This window comes from Candidatus Dormiibacter sp., from assembly GCF_050999135.1.
In the GTDB taxonomy this organism is placed as follows: Bacteria; Chloroflexota; Dormibacteria; order Dormibacterales; family Dormibacteraceae; genus Dormiibacter; species Dormiibacter spiritus.
The window spans coordinates 44977-60546 of sequence record NZ_JBPCPN010000005.1 but is presented as its reverse complement, the minus strand read 5'-3'; the positions used below and the strand labels follow the sequence as shown (position 1 = coordinate 60546).

Annotated in this window: 13 protein-coding genes; 9 read left to right on the top strand and 4 right to left on the bottom strand. The window is 66.1% G+C overall.

The genetic code is table 11. From position 1 onward, the window contains the following. Positions 1–228: 228 nt before the first annotated feature. Positions 229–1503, top strand: a complete 1275-nt coding sequence (locus ACR2MZ_RS01560; RefSeq protein WP_434003320.1) for a M16 family metallopeptidase — start codon at positions 229–231, stop codon at positions 1501–1503. A 41-nt stretch (positions 1504–1544) separates the two neighbouring features. Here the strand turns inward: ACR2MZ_RS01560 and lepB are convergent, their stop codons facing one another. The 4 genes from lepB to ACR2MZ_RS01540 form a co-directional block, all read right to left on the bottom strand. Continuing rightward, positions 1545–2141: a signal peptidase I gene (lepB, locus tag ACR2MZ_RS01555; RefSeq protein ID WP_434003319.1), complete on the bottom strand. Its 597-nt coding sequence runs from the start codon at positions 2139–2141 to the stop codon at positions 1545–1547. A gap of 185 nt (positions 2142–2326) precedes the next feature. Continuing rightward, positions 2327–3190 (bottom strand): ParB/RepB/Spo0J family partition protein, encoded by an 864-nt coding sequence (locus tag ACR2MZ_RS01550; RefSeq protein WP_434003318.1) that lies wholly within the window; start codon positions 3188–3190, stop codon positions 2327–2329. After that, positions 3187–3957, bottom strand: coding sequence for a ParA family protein (locus tag ACR2MZ_RS01545; RefSeq protein WP_434003317.1), 771 nt, complete (start codon positions 3955–3957; stop codon positions 3187–3189). The genes ACR2MZ_RS01550 and ACR2MZ_RS01545 overlap by 4 nt, the downstream gene beginning before the upstream one ends. A 69-nt stretch (positions 3958–4026) precedes the next feature. Next, positions 4027–5007, bottom strand: coding sequence for a CPBP family glutamic-type intramembrane protease (locus ACR2MZ_RS01540; RefSeq protein ID WP_434003316.1), 981 nt, complete (start codon positions 5005–5007; stop codon positions 4027–4029). A gap of 791 nt (positions 5008–5798) precedes the next feature. On the opposite strand from ACR2MZ_RS01540, the gene ACR2MZ_RS01535 reads away from it, so the two are divergent. The 8 genes from ACR2MZ_RS01535 to fabF all read left to right on the top strand — a co-directional run bounded on the left by ACR2MZ_RS01535 (position 5799) and on the right by fabF (position 15568). Next, positions 5799–6485 carry a sigma-70 family RNA polymerase sigma factor gene (locus ACR2MZ_RS01535; RefSeq protein ID WP_434003315.1) on the top strand — a complete coding sequence of 229 codons (687 nt, stop codon included), beginning with the start codon at positions 5799–5801 and terminating at the stop codon, positions 6483–6485. A 2-nt stretch (positions 6486–6487) separates the two neighbouring features. After that, on the top strand, positions 6488–7618 hold the full coding sequence (gene gcvT, locus ACR2MZ_RS01530) for a glycine cleavage system aminomethyltransferase GcvT (RefSeq protein WP_434003314.1): 1131 nt from the start codon (positions 6488–6490) through the stop codon (positions 7616–7618). 13 nt (positions 7619–7631) lie between these two features. Continuing rightward, complete coding sequence (gene gcvH, locus ACR2MZ_RS01525; protein WP_434003313.1) at positions 7632–8006, top strand: glycine cleavage system protein GcvH; 375 nt, start codon at positions 7632–7634, stop codon at positions 8004–8006. Beyond that, positions 8006–9307, top strand: a complete 1302-nt coding sequence (gene gcvPA, locus ACR2MZ_RS01520) for an aminomethyl-transferring glycine dehydrogenase subunit GcvPA (protein WP_434003312.1) — start codon at positions 8006–8008, stop codon at positions 9305–9307. Before gcvH ends, gcvPA begins: the two co-directional genes overlap by 1 nt. Next, entirely contained in the window at positions 9304–10839 is a 1536-nt protein-coding gene (gcvPB, locus tag ACR2MZ_RS01515) for an aminomethyl-transferring glycine dehydrogenase subunit GcvPB (protein ID WP_434003311.1), read from the top strand. The genes gcvPA and gcvPB overlap by 4 nt, the downstream gene beginning before the upstream one ends. 270 nt (positions 10840–11109) lie before the next feature. Continuing rightward, a complete protein-coding gene (gene gyrB, locus ACR2MZ_RS01510) occupies positions 11110–13224 on the top strand; it encodes a DNA topoisomerase (ATP-hydrolyzing) subunit B (RefSeq protein WP_434003310.1) in 2115 nt (704 codons plus the stop codon). Positions 13225–13323: 99 nt separating this feature from the next. Continuing rightward, the gene (plsX, locus tag ACR2MZ_RS01505; RefSeq protein WP_434003309.1) at positions 13324–14325 is read left to right on the top strand and encodes a phosphate acyltransferase PlsX; all 1002 of its coding nucleotides are present in this window, start codon (positions 13324–13326) and stop codon (positions 14323–14325) included. Next, positions 14318–15568 (top strand): beta-ketoacyl-ACP synthase II, encoded by a 1251-nt coding sequence (fabF, locus tag ACR2MZ_RS01500; RefSeq protein WP_434003308.1) that lies wholly within the window; start codon positions 14318–14320, stop codon positions 15566–15568. Before plsX ends, fabF begins: the two co-directional genes overlap by 8 nt. Positions 15569–15570: the final 2 nt, after the last annotated feature.

The window sequence follows — 15570 nt, the reverse complement described above, 5'->3', positions numbered from 1 at the left end:
CCAAAAGCTCATGAAGTACATCGTCGAGCACAACAAGAACGCTCGCCCGGTCAAGTGGAAGTACTCCGATCCCAGCCGCCGTATCAAGTCTGCTCATACGGCCACTTCATCCGGTACAGGCAACTAGTCTCTAGGTCGATGGAAGCGGTTGAAAGGCTCCCGCGGTGGATCGGCACAGCCGAGGCGCCGAAGGGTGAGCGCGGAGACGCTGCCTATACTGGGCCGTCCATGGGTTTGGCTCCGAATCAGACCCGGCGCGAGTTGAGCGGCGGGGCCCGTCTCCTGACGGCGGCGCTGCCCGACAGATCTTCCGCCAGCTTGGTCCTCATGTTCTCGGTCGGGTCTCGTTACGAGGAGGACCCGATCGGAGGCGCTTCCCACTTCATCGAACATCTCTTCTTCAAAGGCACCCGCCGCCGGCCAACTGCGAAGGCGATCGCGGAAACGATCGAGGGCGTGGGGGGCGTGATGAACGCGTCGACTGACAAGGAGGTGACAGTCTATTGGTGCAGGGTGCCAGCAGAACGGCTGGAGCTGGCCACCGACGTCCTCTGTGACATCGTCACTGACTCGCAGCTGGCGCCGGCAGACGTGGAGCGCGAGCGGATGGTGATCTTGGAAGAGCTGAAGATGTACCTGGACCAGCCGCAGGACTATGTGCACAGCCTCTTCGAACAGATAATGTGGCCCAGGCATTCGTTGGGCCGGGACATCATCGGCACCACCGAGTCCGTCGCCGGGACCAGTCGGGAGCAGCTGCTCGAATACATCCAGGCTCAGTACAGCCTTCGCAACCTGGTGGTTGGACTCTCCGGTTCGATCGACCCGGACCGCTCTGCGCGGGAGCTGGAAACACGCCTGCGGTTGCCCGCCGGCGGTGACGAGCGGGCTTCCACAGTCCCGGCCCCACTGGATTCACCCCAATTGCTGCTGCAGGCCAAGAAGACAGAGCAGGCACATATCTGCCTGGGCACCCGCGCCACTTCCTATCTGGATCCAGATCGCTACGCCCTGGACCTCCTCAACACGATCCTGGGCGAAGGCATGAGCTCTCGACTCTTCCTGGAGATCCGCGAGAAGCGGGGGCTTGCCTACGACGTGCACAGCTTCACCAGCAAGCACCGCGACGCCGGTTACTTCGCTGTCTATATGGGGGTCGACCCGAGAAAGGCGGAGGAGGCTGTCGATTCAGTGTTGGGCGTCCTCCGTCAGATCAGTGAGCAGTCGGTGCCGCCAGAAGAGTTGACCAAAGCCAAGGAGTACACCAAGGGCCGGCTGCGGCTGGGCCTGGAGGGCACCAACTCGCTGGCGAGTTGGCTGTGCCAGCAGGAGTTGTTGATGGGCGAAGTGAAGACAGTGGAGGAGGTCACCGGCCGGATTGATGCGGTGACTCCCGAGGACATCCGCAGAGTGGCTCAGCGCGTTCTCGACCAGCCCATCCGAATGGCCATCATCGGCCCTTTCAAGTCCGAAACACCTTTCCTGGCCGCGATCGGCGCCTGACTCGCGTCGGCGATCCAGGATCGCGGCCCCTCTATTTCAATTCAAGCCGCTTGCGGCAATGTATCGGTCTGGGAGAACGTTGGCTTCGCGCCGTCGACCGGGCCGAACCCAGGCAGGGGCAGGACTCGCAGCCAGGCCCGGCCCTCTATCTGGTCCCGCTTGACGGGTCCGAAGTAGCGGGAGTCGTTGGAGCGATTGCGGTTGTCACCCAGCACGAAGAACTCGTCAGGACCGAGCTGGCGGCCCTGCTGATCCCGGTCGGGCGGCACCGGGTAATCGGGAAACTGGGTTTCCGGTTCTTGGTTGACGTACGGCTCGTTCACCGCCTGGCCGTTGATGTAGACCCTGCCTGCCTTCATGAGAATGCGGTCACCAGGCAGGCCCACGACCCGCTTGATGAAGTCCTTGGAGTGATCGTAGGGATCCCGCATGATGACAATGTCACCGCGCTGGGGTGGCTGGAAGCGATAGCCGACAGTCACCGCGATCACGTAGTCCTGGTCCTTCAGTGTGGGGTACATGGAGGAGCCGAGGACGTGTACCGGCTGAACCACGAAGTGGATTACCAGGTACAGACCCAGGGCCAGCAGGCCCACCTGAAGCAGCTCTGTGAGCAGGCTGCGACTCTTGAACTTCACTCACAAAAGGTACCCACTGGTGGCGCTGGGACGTAAAAACGTGGAACGGTACTCCGCCGAGTGGGCGCACCAGTTGACGCGGGCTGTGGAACCGCTGCCGGACTACTGGCCCACTCACCAGCTGGCGCCGTGCCCCGGCCCTCCGCGGGCCGAGCAACGCTCTTGCGGCCGGGGCCGCCCGGCGCTCAGCTCAAGAGGGCTTGGACCAGCGCCTCAAGACCATCCTGGCTGCGGTAGGTGAAGACGACCTCGCCGCCCGTGAGACCGCCCCGCACTTCCACCAGGTCGTGCCAGCGTGCCCGCAGTCGCGTCAGCGCCTCAGCCACCTCCGGCTCCACCAACAGCGGCCGTCTCTCCGGCCGGGGCTTCCGGGGCGCCAGCTGGTGCTCCTGCGCCCAGCGCTCGGTTTGGCGCACTGACAGCCGTTTCGCCAGTACAGCCCGCAGGCCCAGTTCCTGCTGCTCCACCGGAAGCCCCGCGAGCGCCCTGCCGTGTCCGGCGGTGATCGCGCCGGCCGCAGTGGCGGAGACGACAGCGGGCGCTGCCGACAACAGTCGGAGGGCCTGACTGACGGTAACTCGGTTCTTGCCCAGCCGGCGTGCCGCCTCCTCATGGGTGAGGCCGAAATGCTCGATCAAGCGCCGGATGCCCCGCGCCTCCTCGATCGGATCCAGATCAGCCCGCTGCAGGTTCTCGATCAGCCCCAGCAGCAAGCTGCTCTCGCTGTCGCCGCTGCGCCGGACGATGGCAGGGACGCGTTCCAGCCCCGCCAGCCGAGCCGCGCGGCAGCGCCGCTCCCCTGCGATGAGCTGGTACCCGTCTGGCAGCTGCCGAACCAGGACCGGCTGGAGCAGACCATGCTCGCGGATGGATTGGGCGAGCTCGGTCAGGCCGGGCAGCTCAAAGTGCCTGCGCATCTGCTCGGGGGAGGAGCTCACCTGATCCAGGGCGATCAGCTGCGGCTGGCCCGCTTCCCCCTCGGCACCCAGAGGCTGGGTGGGAATCAGCGCTTCCAGGCCACGGCCCAGCGCGCGCCGCGTCGTGCTCAAAGTGACATCACTTCCTCGGCGAGCTGCCGATACGCCTGCGCACCTCGACAGAAGGGGTCATACACAGTCACGGGCTGGCCGTGACTCGACGCTTCGCTCACCCTGACATTCCGCGGAATCAGGGTGCCGTACAGCTTGTCGGCGTAAGTGCCGCGAACGTCTGCCAGGACCTCCCACGCCAGGCTGGTGCGAGCATCGAACTGAGTCATCACTATGCCGCCCAGCTCGAGCCGCTGATTCAGCTGCATGCGTATCAGCTGCTGCGTCTCGAGCAGGTGGGCCAACCCCTCCAGCGCAAAGAACTCGCACTGCAGGGGGACCAGCATCTCGGTCGCTGCGACCAAGCCGTTCAAGGTGAGCAGACCCAGGGACGGTGGGCAGTCGATGAGCACGTAGCCGAAACCGCCGGCCAGATCGCCCAACGCCTGCCGCAGCCGCCCCTCCCGGTTGGGCTGGCTGGCCAGTTCGATCTCGGCTCCCGCCAGGGAGCTGGTCGAGGGCACGAGCCAGAGGTTGCCGAAGGCGGTCGAGATGGCCACCTCATCCACTCGAGCCTCGCCTGCCAGGAGGTCGTAAACCGTACGGCGAGCGCGCCGGGGATCGAGCCCCAGGCCGCTCGTGCAGTTGGCCTGGGGATCGATGTCGATCACCAGGACGGGACTGCCTCGCTCCGCGATGGCAGCCCCCAGATTGATGGCAGTCGTCGTCTTGCCAACGCCACCCTTCTGATTGACGATGGCTACCACCCGAGGCGAGGATATCAACATGTTGGGCCTAACCTGTGCCAAGGCAGCCACATCTGGCCCCTGCAGCCTCTCGGTGATCACAGGGAAAGTCTAGCTCGCCAGGGGCCGCGCGCCAACCCTGCTTGTGAAGAACCAGGCGCCTAAGGCGCCGCCCAGGAGGAGGAGTTCAACGCCACCGCCGATCAGCCAGATAGCAGCACCGGAGATCGAGAGGCTGGCCAGACCGTCATACGCGACGTGGCAGAGGGCTGAGCTGGTGGTGTTTAGGTAACGGCGGAGGAGCCCCAGTCCTAGGGAGAGTATCAAGACGGCCAGGACCGTCAGCGAGAGGCCGTACTGGCTGTGGACCGACGCGAAAAGAACCGAAGTCGTCAGCAGGCCGAGTCTTGGTTGCAGGGCGCCCCGAAAGAAGACCTCTTCGCAGACACCTGCTGTCACCGCAATGGCAGCGATGCCGAGAGGGCTGGCAGCCAGGTGGCCGAAGAGGCGCTCGCTGGCCTTCTGGACCTCCTTGTTGAGGTCCGGCGTCAGTAGGTTGCTGAGCACGTCGACACCGGAAGCGAAGGCATAGAACAGCAGCGCCACTGCGAGCGCGAGGAGGACGTGCCAAAGCCGGGGTCGGACCAGCCCCAGCCGGAGAAGGCTCACTCGGCCGCCCCGACGGATCCAGAGCCCGACGCCGCACAGGGCAACCAGCACAAAGGGCACTTCTTGGGCCACGAGATCGTCCGCCTGCAGGGCGGTGCCGCTCTGCCCCTGCAGGGCCACCAGGTCCACCGCTACGCCGGCGGCCAACTGGGTCCCGAACAGCAGCAGCACCAAGACCAACGCCGTGAGGTGGACTGCGCGGCCGGGATCGATCGGTATCACTCGGGCTATCAGCCGTCGCACAGCGGGAAAGAGGACTGCCACGGCGACCGCGCCCGTCCCGAGGGCTACGCTGCCGCCAGCGACGTGACGGGCAACCGAAGAGCCGCCAGCAAGCGCCGCCAGAGCTAGCGTCACCAGTGAGGTGAGGGTGAAGCCGAGGACAAGCAGGAGCAGGGCCAGCCAGGTAAGCAGTCCGGTCACCTCACCGGACTTAGTGAGGCCGCTGGGCCACGCGCCGCGGCTTGTTCCACGTTTTACATCGACGGGCCAAGCGGCGCCTGACACCTGCGCCGGGGGGGCGCCGCTCAAAGCAACGGTCTGAGGCGCCAACGCAGAGGCCGACTGGCCTGCCCTGTCGGCGAAGTTGGCCAGGATGATGAGCGGCAAAGGCAGGAGCGAAAACAGAACGGTGCCGACCGAGAACAACCAGGTCACCGAAGGACAACCTCCAACACGCCCGACCCGCGCTGCGGGCCTTTGCCAGGAAGCGTAGGGCAAGGCCCTGCCGGGCAAGCGTGATGAGTGGTGCAGTCCACCTGGGCCCCTTCGTCAGGCGGCTCGCCGGTCAGCTCTGCCCCGGCCGTCGACCGGCCATCCAAGCAGCTGGGGCGGCGAAATTGTGCTTCCACGACGGAGCCGGCGTGGCCGGCTGCCAAGACTCGGTGGAGCTGACACAAGGTTGCTGGCCGTGGAGTCCACGCAGGGGTTGTTTGGTCTGGCTGGCGATACATTGTCGCCCCACACTGTGTCCGAAGAGCTCAACTTCGCTTTTTGCCGAGCGATGGTCGGCGCAGACGGCGCCTTCGCAGTCTCGCCTGCGATCATCGGCGGGTAGGCAGCGTTCCACGTTTTACATGGCTCATCGCCGTCGGCCGGCGGCGACACCCCTGACATGACCGACCGCTCCCCCAGTTCCCACACCTGCTGAGCGTCGTCCCAAGGGACGGCCTGGCAGAGTGGGGAGCTGAGCTTAGCTGCCTAGAATCAGTCAGATGGAACGCCCCCAAGAGTCGACGCGCGCGACTTTGAATGTCGTTGCGTTCGGCCGGCCCAGGGTCAGCGGACCGGGCAAGAGTTCGGCGGTCTCGCAGTCCCCACACTCTCCGAACGCCCCCGCGTTCGCGTCGCTGAGCCCAACCGAACAAGCCGAGATCATCGCCGCGGCGGCCGAAGGCAATCCGAATGCACGCAGTCGGCTGGTTACCGCCCACCTGAGTTGGGTCAGCGCCGCGGTCGGCGAGCAGCCCGAGGACACCCTGGCTCCTGATGATCTCTACCAGGAGGGCCTGCTCGGTCTGGTGGAGGCGATCGCCGCCTTTCCAGGGGGTACCGCCCAGGAGCTGGAAGCCTTCTGCCGCCTCCATATCGCCGCCAGCATCGACCGGGCGCGGAACGCTGAAGCCGCTGCTCGTCAGGAGGCCCGGGAGGCGGTCGAGTCCGCTGAGCAGTACGAGCGAGCAGAGATTTTCTTGGCCCGCGAGCTGGGCCGCATGCCCACGGACCGAGAGCTGGCCGCCAAGTTGGAGTGGACCGAGCACCGCACAGGCGAGATGAGGCAGATGGTGCATGAAGCCCGGCGCCGTCACGACGAGGAGATGGTCGAGCTCTTGGAGGTTGACTACCCCGAAGGCGACGCCGGCCCGGGTCGGGCAACCGCTGCCGACCTGGAGCTGAGCTGAGCTTGGCGCCACGCCGGACAGCGCTCTTCGAGCAGCACGGCGCCGCCGGCGGCCGGTTGGTCGACTTTGCCGGCTGGGAGATGCCGCAGCAGTACTCCAGCGTCAAAGCTGAGCAGCGGGCGGTGCGGGAGGGAGCCGGTCTCTTCGACGTGAGCCACATGGGTCGCTTCGAGGTGGCGGGAGAAGGCGCCGCGAGTTTTCTGCAGACAGTCGTCACCAACGATGTGAGTCGGCTCGAGCCGAACCGAAGCCAGTACAACCTGCTTTGCCAAGAGGACGGCGGCATCCTGGACGACCTGGTCGTCTACCGGACGCAGCGGCGCTGGCTGGTAGTCGTCAACGCCTCCAACCGAGAGCAGGACGCCAACTGGTTGAAGGAGCGCGCGCCAGCAGCCGTGCACTTGGTTGACAGGAGTGAGGAGCTGGCACTGCTGGCACTTCAGGGTCCGCTGGCCCAGGAGAAGCTTCCGGCGGAAGGGGTCGATCTGGACGCCATCCCCTATTTCGGCTCGGCTGAGGGCATGGTGGCAGGAATCAGGATGCTCATCTCTCGCACCGGCTACACAGGTGAGGACGGCTTCGAGCTGTTCGCGCCGGCGGAATCGGTGGCAGAGGTCTGGAATGCCCTTCTTGAGCGTGGTGCTCAGCCCTGTGGCCTGGCCTGTCGCGACGTCTGCCGGCTCGAAGCCGGCCTGCGCCTCTACGGCAACGACATGGATCGCACTGTGAACCCCTACGAGGCGGGCTTGGGCTGGACAGTCAAGCTGGAGAAGGGCGAGTTCATAGGGCGCTCGGCACTGGCTGCGGTGAAGACGCGGGGTCCCAAGCGGCGGACTGTCGGCCTCCGCGCTGGGCCCCGCACGATCCCCCGCCACGGCGCCCAACTAACCCGCGCCCAAGAACCCATCGGCGAGGTGACGAGTGGCACCCACAGCTTCTGGCTTGACGCCGGCATCGGGCTCGGGCTCGTCCGCCCCGACTGCGCACAGCCGGGCAGCCGGCTGAATTTCCAGAGCCGCGGCGCAGAGGCGTCGGCAGAGGTCACCCCCCTGCCCTTCTATCGCGGCTCGGCGGGCAAACCGCCCCGCAACCGCGCGGCCGAGACCGTCACGAGCGACTCCACAAGCAAGTAAGGGAGGAACCAGCTTGGCCCAGCGCTACTACACCGAAACGCATGAGTGGATCGACCTGGAGGGTGACATCGCGACCATCGGCATCACCGACTTTGCCCAGGCTCAGCTCGGGGATGTGGTCTTCCTGGAGCTGCCGCCGACCGGAAAGGCACTGGCCAAGGGCGATGCCTTCGGCGTGGTGGAGTCGGTGAAGGCGGCGTCCGACCTTTACGCTCCTGTGGCCGGCACTGTGGTCGAGGTCAATGAGGCATTGACAGACTCTCCGGAAAGCGTGAACCAGGATCCTTACGGCGCCGGCTGGCTGATGAGGGTCCGGGTCGAGGGCGATGTGGGCTCGGGTCTCCTGGACGAGGCCGGCTACAAAGCGGTGAGCGAGCAGGCCCGCTGATGCCCTACCTCGTCCACTCGGAGGCCGAGAGGCAGGAGATGCTGGCCGCCGTGGGGGCTAACTCGATGGCCGAGCTCCTGGCCGATGTCCCGACCGAGCTGCGACTGTCCGAACTTGAGCTGCCAGCAGGTCTCTCTGAGCTGGACACCATGGCGGAGATCCGCCGGCTCGCTGCCAAGAACCAGGTGTTCTCCGACCGTCTCTGCTTTCGCGGCGGGGGCGTCTACCAGCGCTTCATCCCCGCGGCGGTGGCTGCGGTTCTCGCCAAGCCGGAGTTCTACACGGCTTACACGCCCTACCAGCCCGAGGCCAGCCAGGGCACGCTACAGGCCACCTTCGAGTTTCAGACGCTGATCGCCGAGCTGACGGGACTGGCGGTGGCCAACGCCTCCCTCTACGACGGAGCCACGGCAGTAGCTGAGGCGGCGGTGATGGCGGTGGTGCAGACGGGCAGGCACGAGGTGGTGGTGGCGCCCTTCCTGCATCCGGAATACCTCGAGGTGCTGCGCTGCAACGCGCGTGGGCGAGGTTTCAGAGTCGTTCAAGATCTGAACGCCGTCGGCGACGCGACGGCAGCAGTCATCTTCCAGCAGCCTGACTTCCTCGGCCTGCTGGTGGAGGCGCCGGATCTGACCAAGCTGGCTCACCAGCACGGCGCTCTCGCAATCGCCTGCGTCGACCCCATCAGCCTCGCACTCCTGGCCCCACCGGGGGAGTACGGGGCGGACATCGCAGTCGGCGAAGGCCAGCAGCTGGGCCTGGCAGCCAGCCTTGGCGGCCCCCATCTGGGCTTCATCGCCTGCCGCCAGCAGCTGACCCGGCGGTTGCCAGGGCGTTTGGTGGGGCAGGCGCAGGATGGCAGCGGCAGGCGCGGCTTCGTGCTCACTCTCACCGCGCGCGAGCAGCACATCCGACGAGAGAAGGCGACTTCCAACATCTGCACCAACCACGCGCTCTGCGCCCTGGCGGCCAGCGTCTACCTCACCTATCTGGGACCCGACGGCCTTCGCCAGGTGGCCGAGGTCAGCTGCCAGCGAGCGCACTTCCTGGCGCAGCGGCTAAGTGAACTGCCGGGAGTCCGGCTGGCCTATCCTGAGCGGCCCTTCCTGAACGAGTTTCCAGTGCGCATGTCGCAGCTCGAGCGGCGGCTGGCGGGGCTCTCCCAGGCTGGCATCCTGGGCGGCCTGCAGCTGGGACGCTGGTGCCCCGACCTGGCTGACGCCGCCACCTTCTGCTGCACCGAAGTGAACGATCCTGACGCAATCGAGCAGCTGATCACGGCGCTGGCAGCGGCGGCATGAAGCACGCCCCAGAGCCGCTCAGCTTCGAGAAGAGCCGCGCTGGGCTGGCACCGCCCCGCCTCCCCAAAGCGGGAGTGCCCTCCTCAGCCGCGCTCCCCGACCACCTCCGCCGGCAGCGGGCCCCGGAGCTCCCCAGGCTAAGCGAGCCGGAGCTCCTCCGGCACTACAGCCGCTTGGCCTCGCTCAACTTCTCGATCAGCGAGCACTTCTATCCGCTGGGTAGCTGCACCATGAAATACAACCCCGTGGCCAATGAGGAGGCCGCCCGGCTCCCGGGCTTCGCGCAGCTGCACCCATACCAGGAGGAGGCGTCGATCCAGGGAGCGCTGGAGCTCATGTGGCGGCTGGAGCAGGCGCTCTGCGCCATAGTGGGGGTCGACCGGGTGACGCTGCAGCCCGCGGCCGGCGCCCACGGCGAGTGGACGGCGCTGCGCATGATCCAGGCCTTCTTTGAGTCACTCGGGGAGTCGCGGCCGGAGGTGATTGTCCCCGACTCCGCCCACGGCACCAATCCCGCCAGCGCAGCCATGTGCGGGTTCAAGGTCGTCCAGGTGCGCTCCGGCGCTGACGGCCGGGTGGACGTGGCCGACCTGCACTCGAAGCTCTCGACCAGGACCGCGGCGCTGATGCTCACCAACCCCAATACGCTCGGACTGTTCGAGAAGGAGATCCTGGCCATGGCGGCGGCAGTGCATGCCGTCGGCGCCAAGCTCTACTACGACGGTGCCAATCTGAATGCGCTGATGGGCATCTGCCGTCCTGGCGACATGGGCTTTGATGCTGTGCATCTGAACCTGCACAAGACCTTCACGACTCCCCACGGTGGCGGCGGCCCGGGCGCGGGCCCGGTCGGCGTCAAGGCCGACCTCGCGCCGTTTCTACCCCGACCCACTGTCGAGGCAGAGGGTGGCTGCTACCGTTTTGACTTTGACCGCCCTCAGTCCATCGGCCGGGTGCGGAGCTTCTATGGCAACTTCGGCATGCTGGTCCGCGCCTACGCCTACATCCTCGCCATGGGCTCAGACGGACTGGCGCAGGCCTCCGAGGACGCCGTGCTGGCTGCGAACTACGTCCGCAAGCGGGTGGAGCACCTTCTGCATCTGCCCTATGCGGGCTTCTGCATGCACGAGTTCGTGGCCTCGGCTGGACGGGTGGCGGACGGGCGCGTCCGGGCTCTCGACATTGCCAAGGGGTTGCTCGAGCGAGGCATCCACGCGCCGACTGTCTATTTCCCGCTCATCGTGCCCGAAGCGCTGATGATCGAGCCCACCGAGACCGAGAGCAAGGCCACCCTCGACGCCTTCGTCGAGGCGCTGGTTGAGATCGTGGAGCTGGCCAACAGCGATCCGGCGGCGCTCAGGGCTGAGCCCAGATCTCTACCGATCGGCCGCCTGGATGAAGTTGCCGCCGCCCGGCAGCCAGTCCTCCGCTGGTCGCGGACGTTGGACAGCGGCGAGAAGGCGCCCGCCGACGGCTCGTCGCCTCAGGGAGACCCGCGCCAACCCGCGGCGGTGCCGGTGCCGACGGCCTGACTCAAGCCAACTGAGCCGGCGGGTGAGCGATGAGTCTCGGTCGGCCGGGTTTGGGCCACCTCTGCTGCGGCCGCCCGAGGGCAGGGACCAATTCGGTGCTGACGCCTTATCCAGGCGTTATCCAAACCAAGCGTCCGCTGTCAAGAGCCTTCAACGAAGGTTCCTCGCGCGTGCGCGCGATCTAATTTCCGATTGCTCTCTCCGGTACAATTGGCTGATCACCTGCCCCAGTAGTCTCGCACTAGTCGCATCGCGCTGGGAGGCCGAAGCATGAACCAAACCCGTTCCTCGGGCGCCGCCGACGAGCCGTCAAAGAACAGCTCAGCGCCCTCCCCCGAAGAGAGCGAACAACTCTCCGTATTCGACGCTTCCGGCTTGCCGCGGCCGGCGACCCAGGGCGTCGAGCCGAACGCGCCCGCCACCGAGGCCAACGGACACAATGGGGTCCCGGAAGCGGCCCCCGGACGCAGAGTAGCGGCCAAGCCGCTGGGCGCAGACGTCGCCTATGGCGCCGATCAGATTCAGGTCCTGGAGGGGTTGGACCCCGTCCGCCGACGGCCGGGCATGTACATCGGATCAACCGATGTCAGGGGCCTTCACCACCTCGTCTGGGAGATCATTGACAACTCGGTCGACGAGGCCCTGGCCGGGCACTGCGACAGGGTGCTGGTCACTCTCCACGAGGACGGCAGCTGTTCGGTGACCGACAACGGCCGCGGCATCCCCACAGCCCTCCATCCCAAGCAGGGCCGCTCCACGCTGGAAGTCGTCCTGACAGTGCTCCACGCCGGCGGGAAGTTTGGCGGTGGCGGCTACAAGGTCTCGGGAGGTCTGCACGGGGTGGGCCTGTCGGTGGTGAACGCGCTGTCCAGCAAGCTCCAAGTCTGGGTCTGCCGCGACGGCAGGGAGCACTTCCAGGAGTACGAGCGCGGTGTGCCGTTGGCGCCAGTCAGGGAGCTCGGTAAGAGCGCCAACCGCGGTACGACCATCCGCTTCTGGCCCGATCCGCAGGTGTTTCCCGACACCGGCTTCGAGCGTGAGGCGATCCTGCACCGCATACGTGAGATGGCGTTCCTCAACAAGCGGCTGATGCTGATCCTGGATGACGAAAAGGTTGGCAGTCCCTACACCTTCTATTTCGAGGGCGGCATTCTCTCCTTCGTCAGGCATCTGAACCATGGCAAGGCGCTGGCCAACCAGGTTCCCTTCTACGTCGACCGGGAGGTGGACTCGACGCAGATCGAGATAGCCCTCCAGTACAACCAGACCTACGTGGAGACAGTGCTGCCCTTTGCCAACAACATCCACACGGCTGAGGGTGGCAGCCACGTGACGGGATTCAGGGCGGCGCTCACCAACGTGCTCAACCGCTACGCTCGCAAGGCGGGCTGGCTGAAGGACGCGGATCCGAACCTGAGCGGCGAGGACGTGCGGGAGGGGCTGGCGGCAGTCATCAGCGTGAAGCTGCTGGAGCCGCAGTTCGAGGGTCAGACCAAGACCAAGCTCGGCAATGCCGAAGTGCAGGGACAGGTCTCCACGGTGCTTATGGACGGCCTGGGCCAGTATCTCGATGAGAATCCGGCCGAGGGGCGCCGCATCATCGAGAAATCGCTGACCGCTGCCCGCGCTCGAGAAGCCGCGCGGAAGGCGCGAGACCTGGTTCAGCGCAAATCGCTGCTGGAGAGCTCCACCCTGCCGGGCAAGCTGGCGGACTGCTCCGAACGGGATCCCGCCAAGTGTGAGCTGTACATCGTTGAGGGAGACAGCGCCGGAGGCACCGCCAAGTCCGGCCGCGACCGCCGCACTCAGGCGATCCTGCCGCTGCGAGGCAAGATCCTCAACGTCGAGAAGGCACGCTTGGACAAGGTGCTGACCAGCGAGGAGATCCGGAACCTGATCACCGCGCTGGGCACCGGAATCGGTGAGCGGTTCGAATACGGCAAGCTGCGCTACCACCGCATCATCACCATGACCGACGCCGACGTCGACGGCAGCCACATCCGCACGCTGCTGCTCACCTTCTTCTACCGCTACTTTCCCGAGCTGATCACCAACGGCCACGTCTACATGGCCCAGCCGCCGCTTTACAAGGTCACGAAGGGTAAGCAGACGGTCTGGGTCTACAGCGATGTGGAGCGCGATCAGACTGTGAAGAAGATGGGCGGGAAGCCCGAGGTCAGCCGCTTCAAGGGGTTGGGCGAGATGAACGCCGATCAGCTCTGGGATACGACGATGAATCCTGAAAGTCGGACTCTGCTCAAGGTCGAGGTGGAGGATGCGGCCGCCGTCAACGACATCTTCGAACGGTTGATGGGCTCCGACGTGGAACCGCGTAAGAAGTTCATCCAGGCCCACGCCGCCAGCGTCCGCAACCTGGACATCTAGTGGACAGTAGAAACTGCCGGCTGCCCTCACTCCCGACGGCCCTCAGACCCTCACACAGCTCGCCGGTCCGGCGCTGCACCAACTAGGCCGGGAGCGGGAGTGCGCATAGCGCTGGATGGCATGGGCGGCGACCTGGCCCCGCAGGAGGCGGTGCTGGGAGGTGCGAACGCCGCTCGGGATCTGGGTGTCGAGGTAGTCCTGGTCGGTCTGCCCGAGCGCGTGCAGCCGCTGTTGGAAACCCATCCCGAGCTGCACTTCGTGCCGGCGAGCCAGGTGATCGAGATGGACGAGCATCCGGCCCAGGCCGTCCGACGCAAGCCCGACTCCTCAATGAGCGTCTGCGCCCGGCTGGCCAAGCAGGGCAAGGTCGACGGCTGGGTCTCGGCGGGCAACTCGGGCGGCATCATGGCCGCCGCGCTCTTCGGCCAGGGCCGTATCCGAGGCGTGGAGCGGCCGGCTCTGGGCACAGTCCTGCCGACCGCCGGCCAGCCGGCGTTTCTGCTCGATGTGGGGGCGAATGTGGATTCTCGGCCTGAGTACCTGGTGCAGTTCGCCCGCATGGGCTGTGCCTACGTCAAGCAGATCCTCGGCCGGCCGGAGCCGCGCGTCGGCCTCCTGAGCAATGGTGAGGAGGCGGGCAAAGGCGATCAGCTGGTGCGCGAAACGCAGCCACGTCTGGCCGCCTCGGGGCTCAACTTCTGCGGCAACGTTGAGCCCAAGGAAGTGCTGGCGGGTCGGGTCGACGTGGTTGTCGCCGACGGCTTTGCGGGCAGCCTGGTCATCAAGACCGCCGAGGCCACAGCTGAGCTGATCTTCCGCAGCCTTCGCGAGGAGATTCCCCGCAGTGTCGCCGGCAAGGCGGGCGGCCTGCTGATCCGGGGCGGCGTTCGGCGCCTCCGTAGGGACCTGGATTGGCGGGAATACGGCGGGGCGCCGCTGCTCGGCATCAATGGCGTAGCAGTCGTCGCCCATGGCCGATCTGACGCGCTGGCCATCAAGAATGCGATAAGAGTCGCCAAGCAGGCGGCCGAAACGGATCTCACAGGCCAGATTCAGAGCGCGGTCGGCGCGCCTGAAAAGGGGAGGCGGGCAAGTGAGTAAGAACGGCGAAAGACGCGTCGTGGTGACGGGTCTGGGCACCATCAACCCGCTGGGTCACAACGTCGCCGAGTACTGGTCGGGATTGATCGCCGGCCGCAGTGGCGTGGCACCCATGCAGGGCATCGACACCACGCGTCTGGCAACCAAGTTCGCGGCTCAAGTCAAGGACTTCGATCCTGTAACTGCGCTCGACCGCAAAGTCGCGCAGCGCACCGCCCGCTTTACGCAGTTCGCTCTGGTGGCCGCCGGCCAGGCCCTAGAAGATGCGGCGCTTCAGGTGCCCGAGGAGGAGAAGTCCTTCCGCACAGGCGTCGAGTTGGGCACCGGGATTGGCGGCTTCGAGGTCATGACTGCCGACGCTCATCGCTTTCTCGGCACAGGCCGCATGAACCCGCTCTACGCGACGATGGTGATCCCTAACATCGCCGCCGCCCAGGTGGCCATGCACTTCAAGCTGCGCGGGCCCAATGCGACAGTCGTGACAGCGTGCGCGGCCGCCACCCACGCGCTAGGCAATGCCTACCGGATCATCCAGCGCGGTGACGCCGATGTGATGGTGGCGGGCGGCACTGAAGCGTCGCTCTGCGAGGTGGGCATCGCCTCGTTCAATGCGATCAGGGCGCTCTCCACCCGCAACGACGATCCGGAGCGGGCGAGCCGTCCGTTCGACCGCGATCGCGACGGCTTCGTGCCCGCCGAAGGTGCAGGCGCACTGGTGCTCGAAGACTGGGAGCACGCTCGCGCCCGGGACGCCCGGATTTACGGCGAGGTCGCCGGCTTCGGGGTCACCAACGACGCCTTTCACCAGGTGGCGCCTGACGAAAGCGGAGCTGCCCCCGCCCACTGCATCAAGAACGCCTTGGCGGACGCCGATATCGCGCTGGAAGACGTGGACTATGTGAACGCACATGGCACCTCGACTTCCCTCAACGACGCTGCCGAAACGCGGGCTCTGAAGATGGCTCTGGGCGACCATGCGCGGCAGGTCCCCATCTCCAGCACCAAGTCCATGATCGGCCACCTCCTGGGAGCCGCCGGCGCAGTAGAGGCGATCGCCGTCCTGAAGACGATCAACGAAGGGGTCATCCACCCCACCATCAACCTGCACCAGCCCGACCCTGAGTGTGATCTCGACTACGTGCCCAACCAGGCCCGGTCCGCAGACGTCCGGATCGCTATTTCCAACAGCTTCGGTTTCGGCGGCCAGAACTGCACTCTGGTGCTGAAGCGGTACGAGGAGTGACT

Excerpts from the sequence above, each read along its gene's own strand:
- gcvPA (WP_434003312.1), top strand. The coding sequence starts at position 8,006 with ATGCCCTACCTCGTCCACTCGGAGGCCGAGAGGCAGGAGATGCTGGCC.
- ACR2MZ_RS01535 (WP_434003315.1), top strand. The coding sequence starts at position 5,799 with ATGGAACGCCCCCAAGAGTCGACGCGCGCGACTTTGAATGTCGTTGCG.
- gyrB (WP_434003310.1), top strand. The coding sequence starts at position 11,110 with ATGAACCAAACCCGTTCCTCGGGCGCCGCCGACGAGCCGTCAAAGAAC.
- ACR2MZ_RS01560 (WP_434003320.1), top strand. The coding sequence starts at position 229 with ATGGGTTTGGCTCCGAATCAGACCCGGCGCGAGTTGAGCGGCGGGGCC.
- ACR2MZ_RS01545 (WP_434003317.1), bottom strand. The coding sequence starts at position 3,957 with ATGTTGATATCCTCGCCTCGGGTGGTAGCCATCGTCAATCAGAAGGGT.
- gcvPB (WP_434003311.1), top strand. The coding sequence starts at position 9,304 with ATGAAGCACGCCCCAGAGCCGCTCAGCTTCGAGAAGAGCCGCGCTGGG.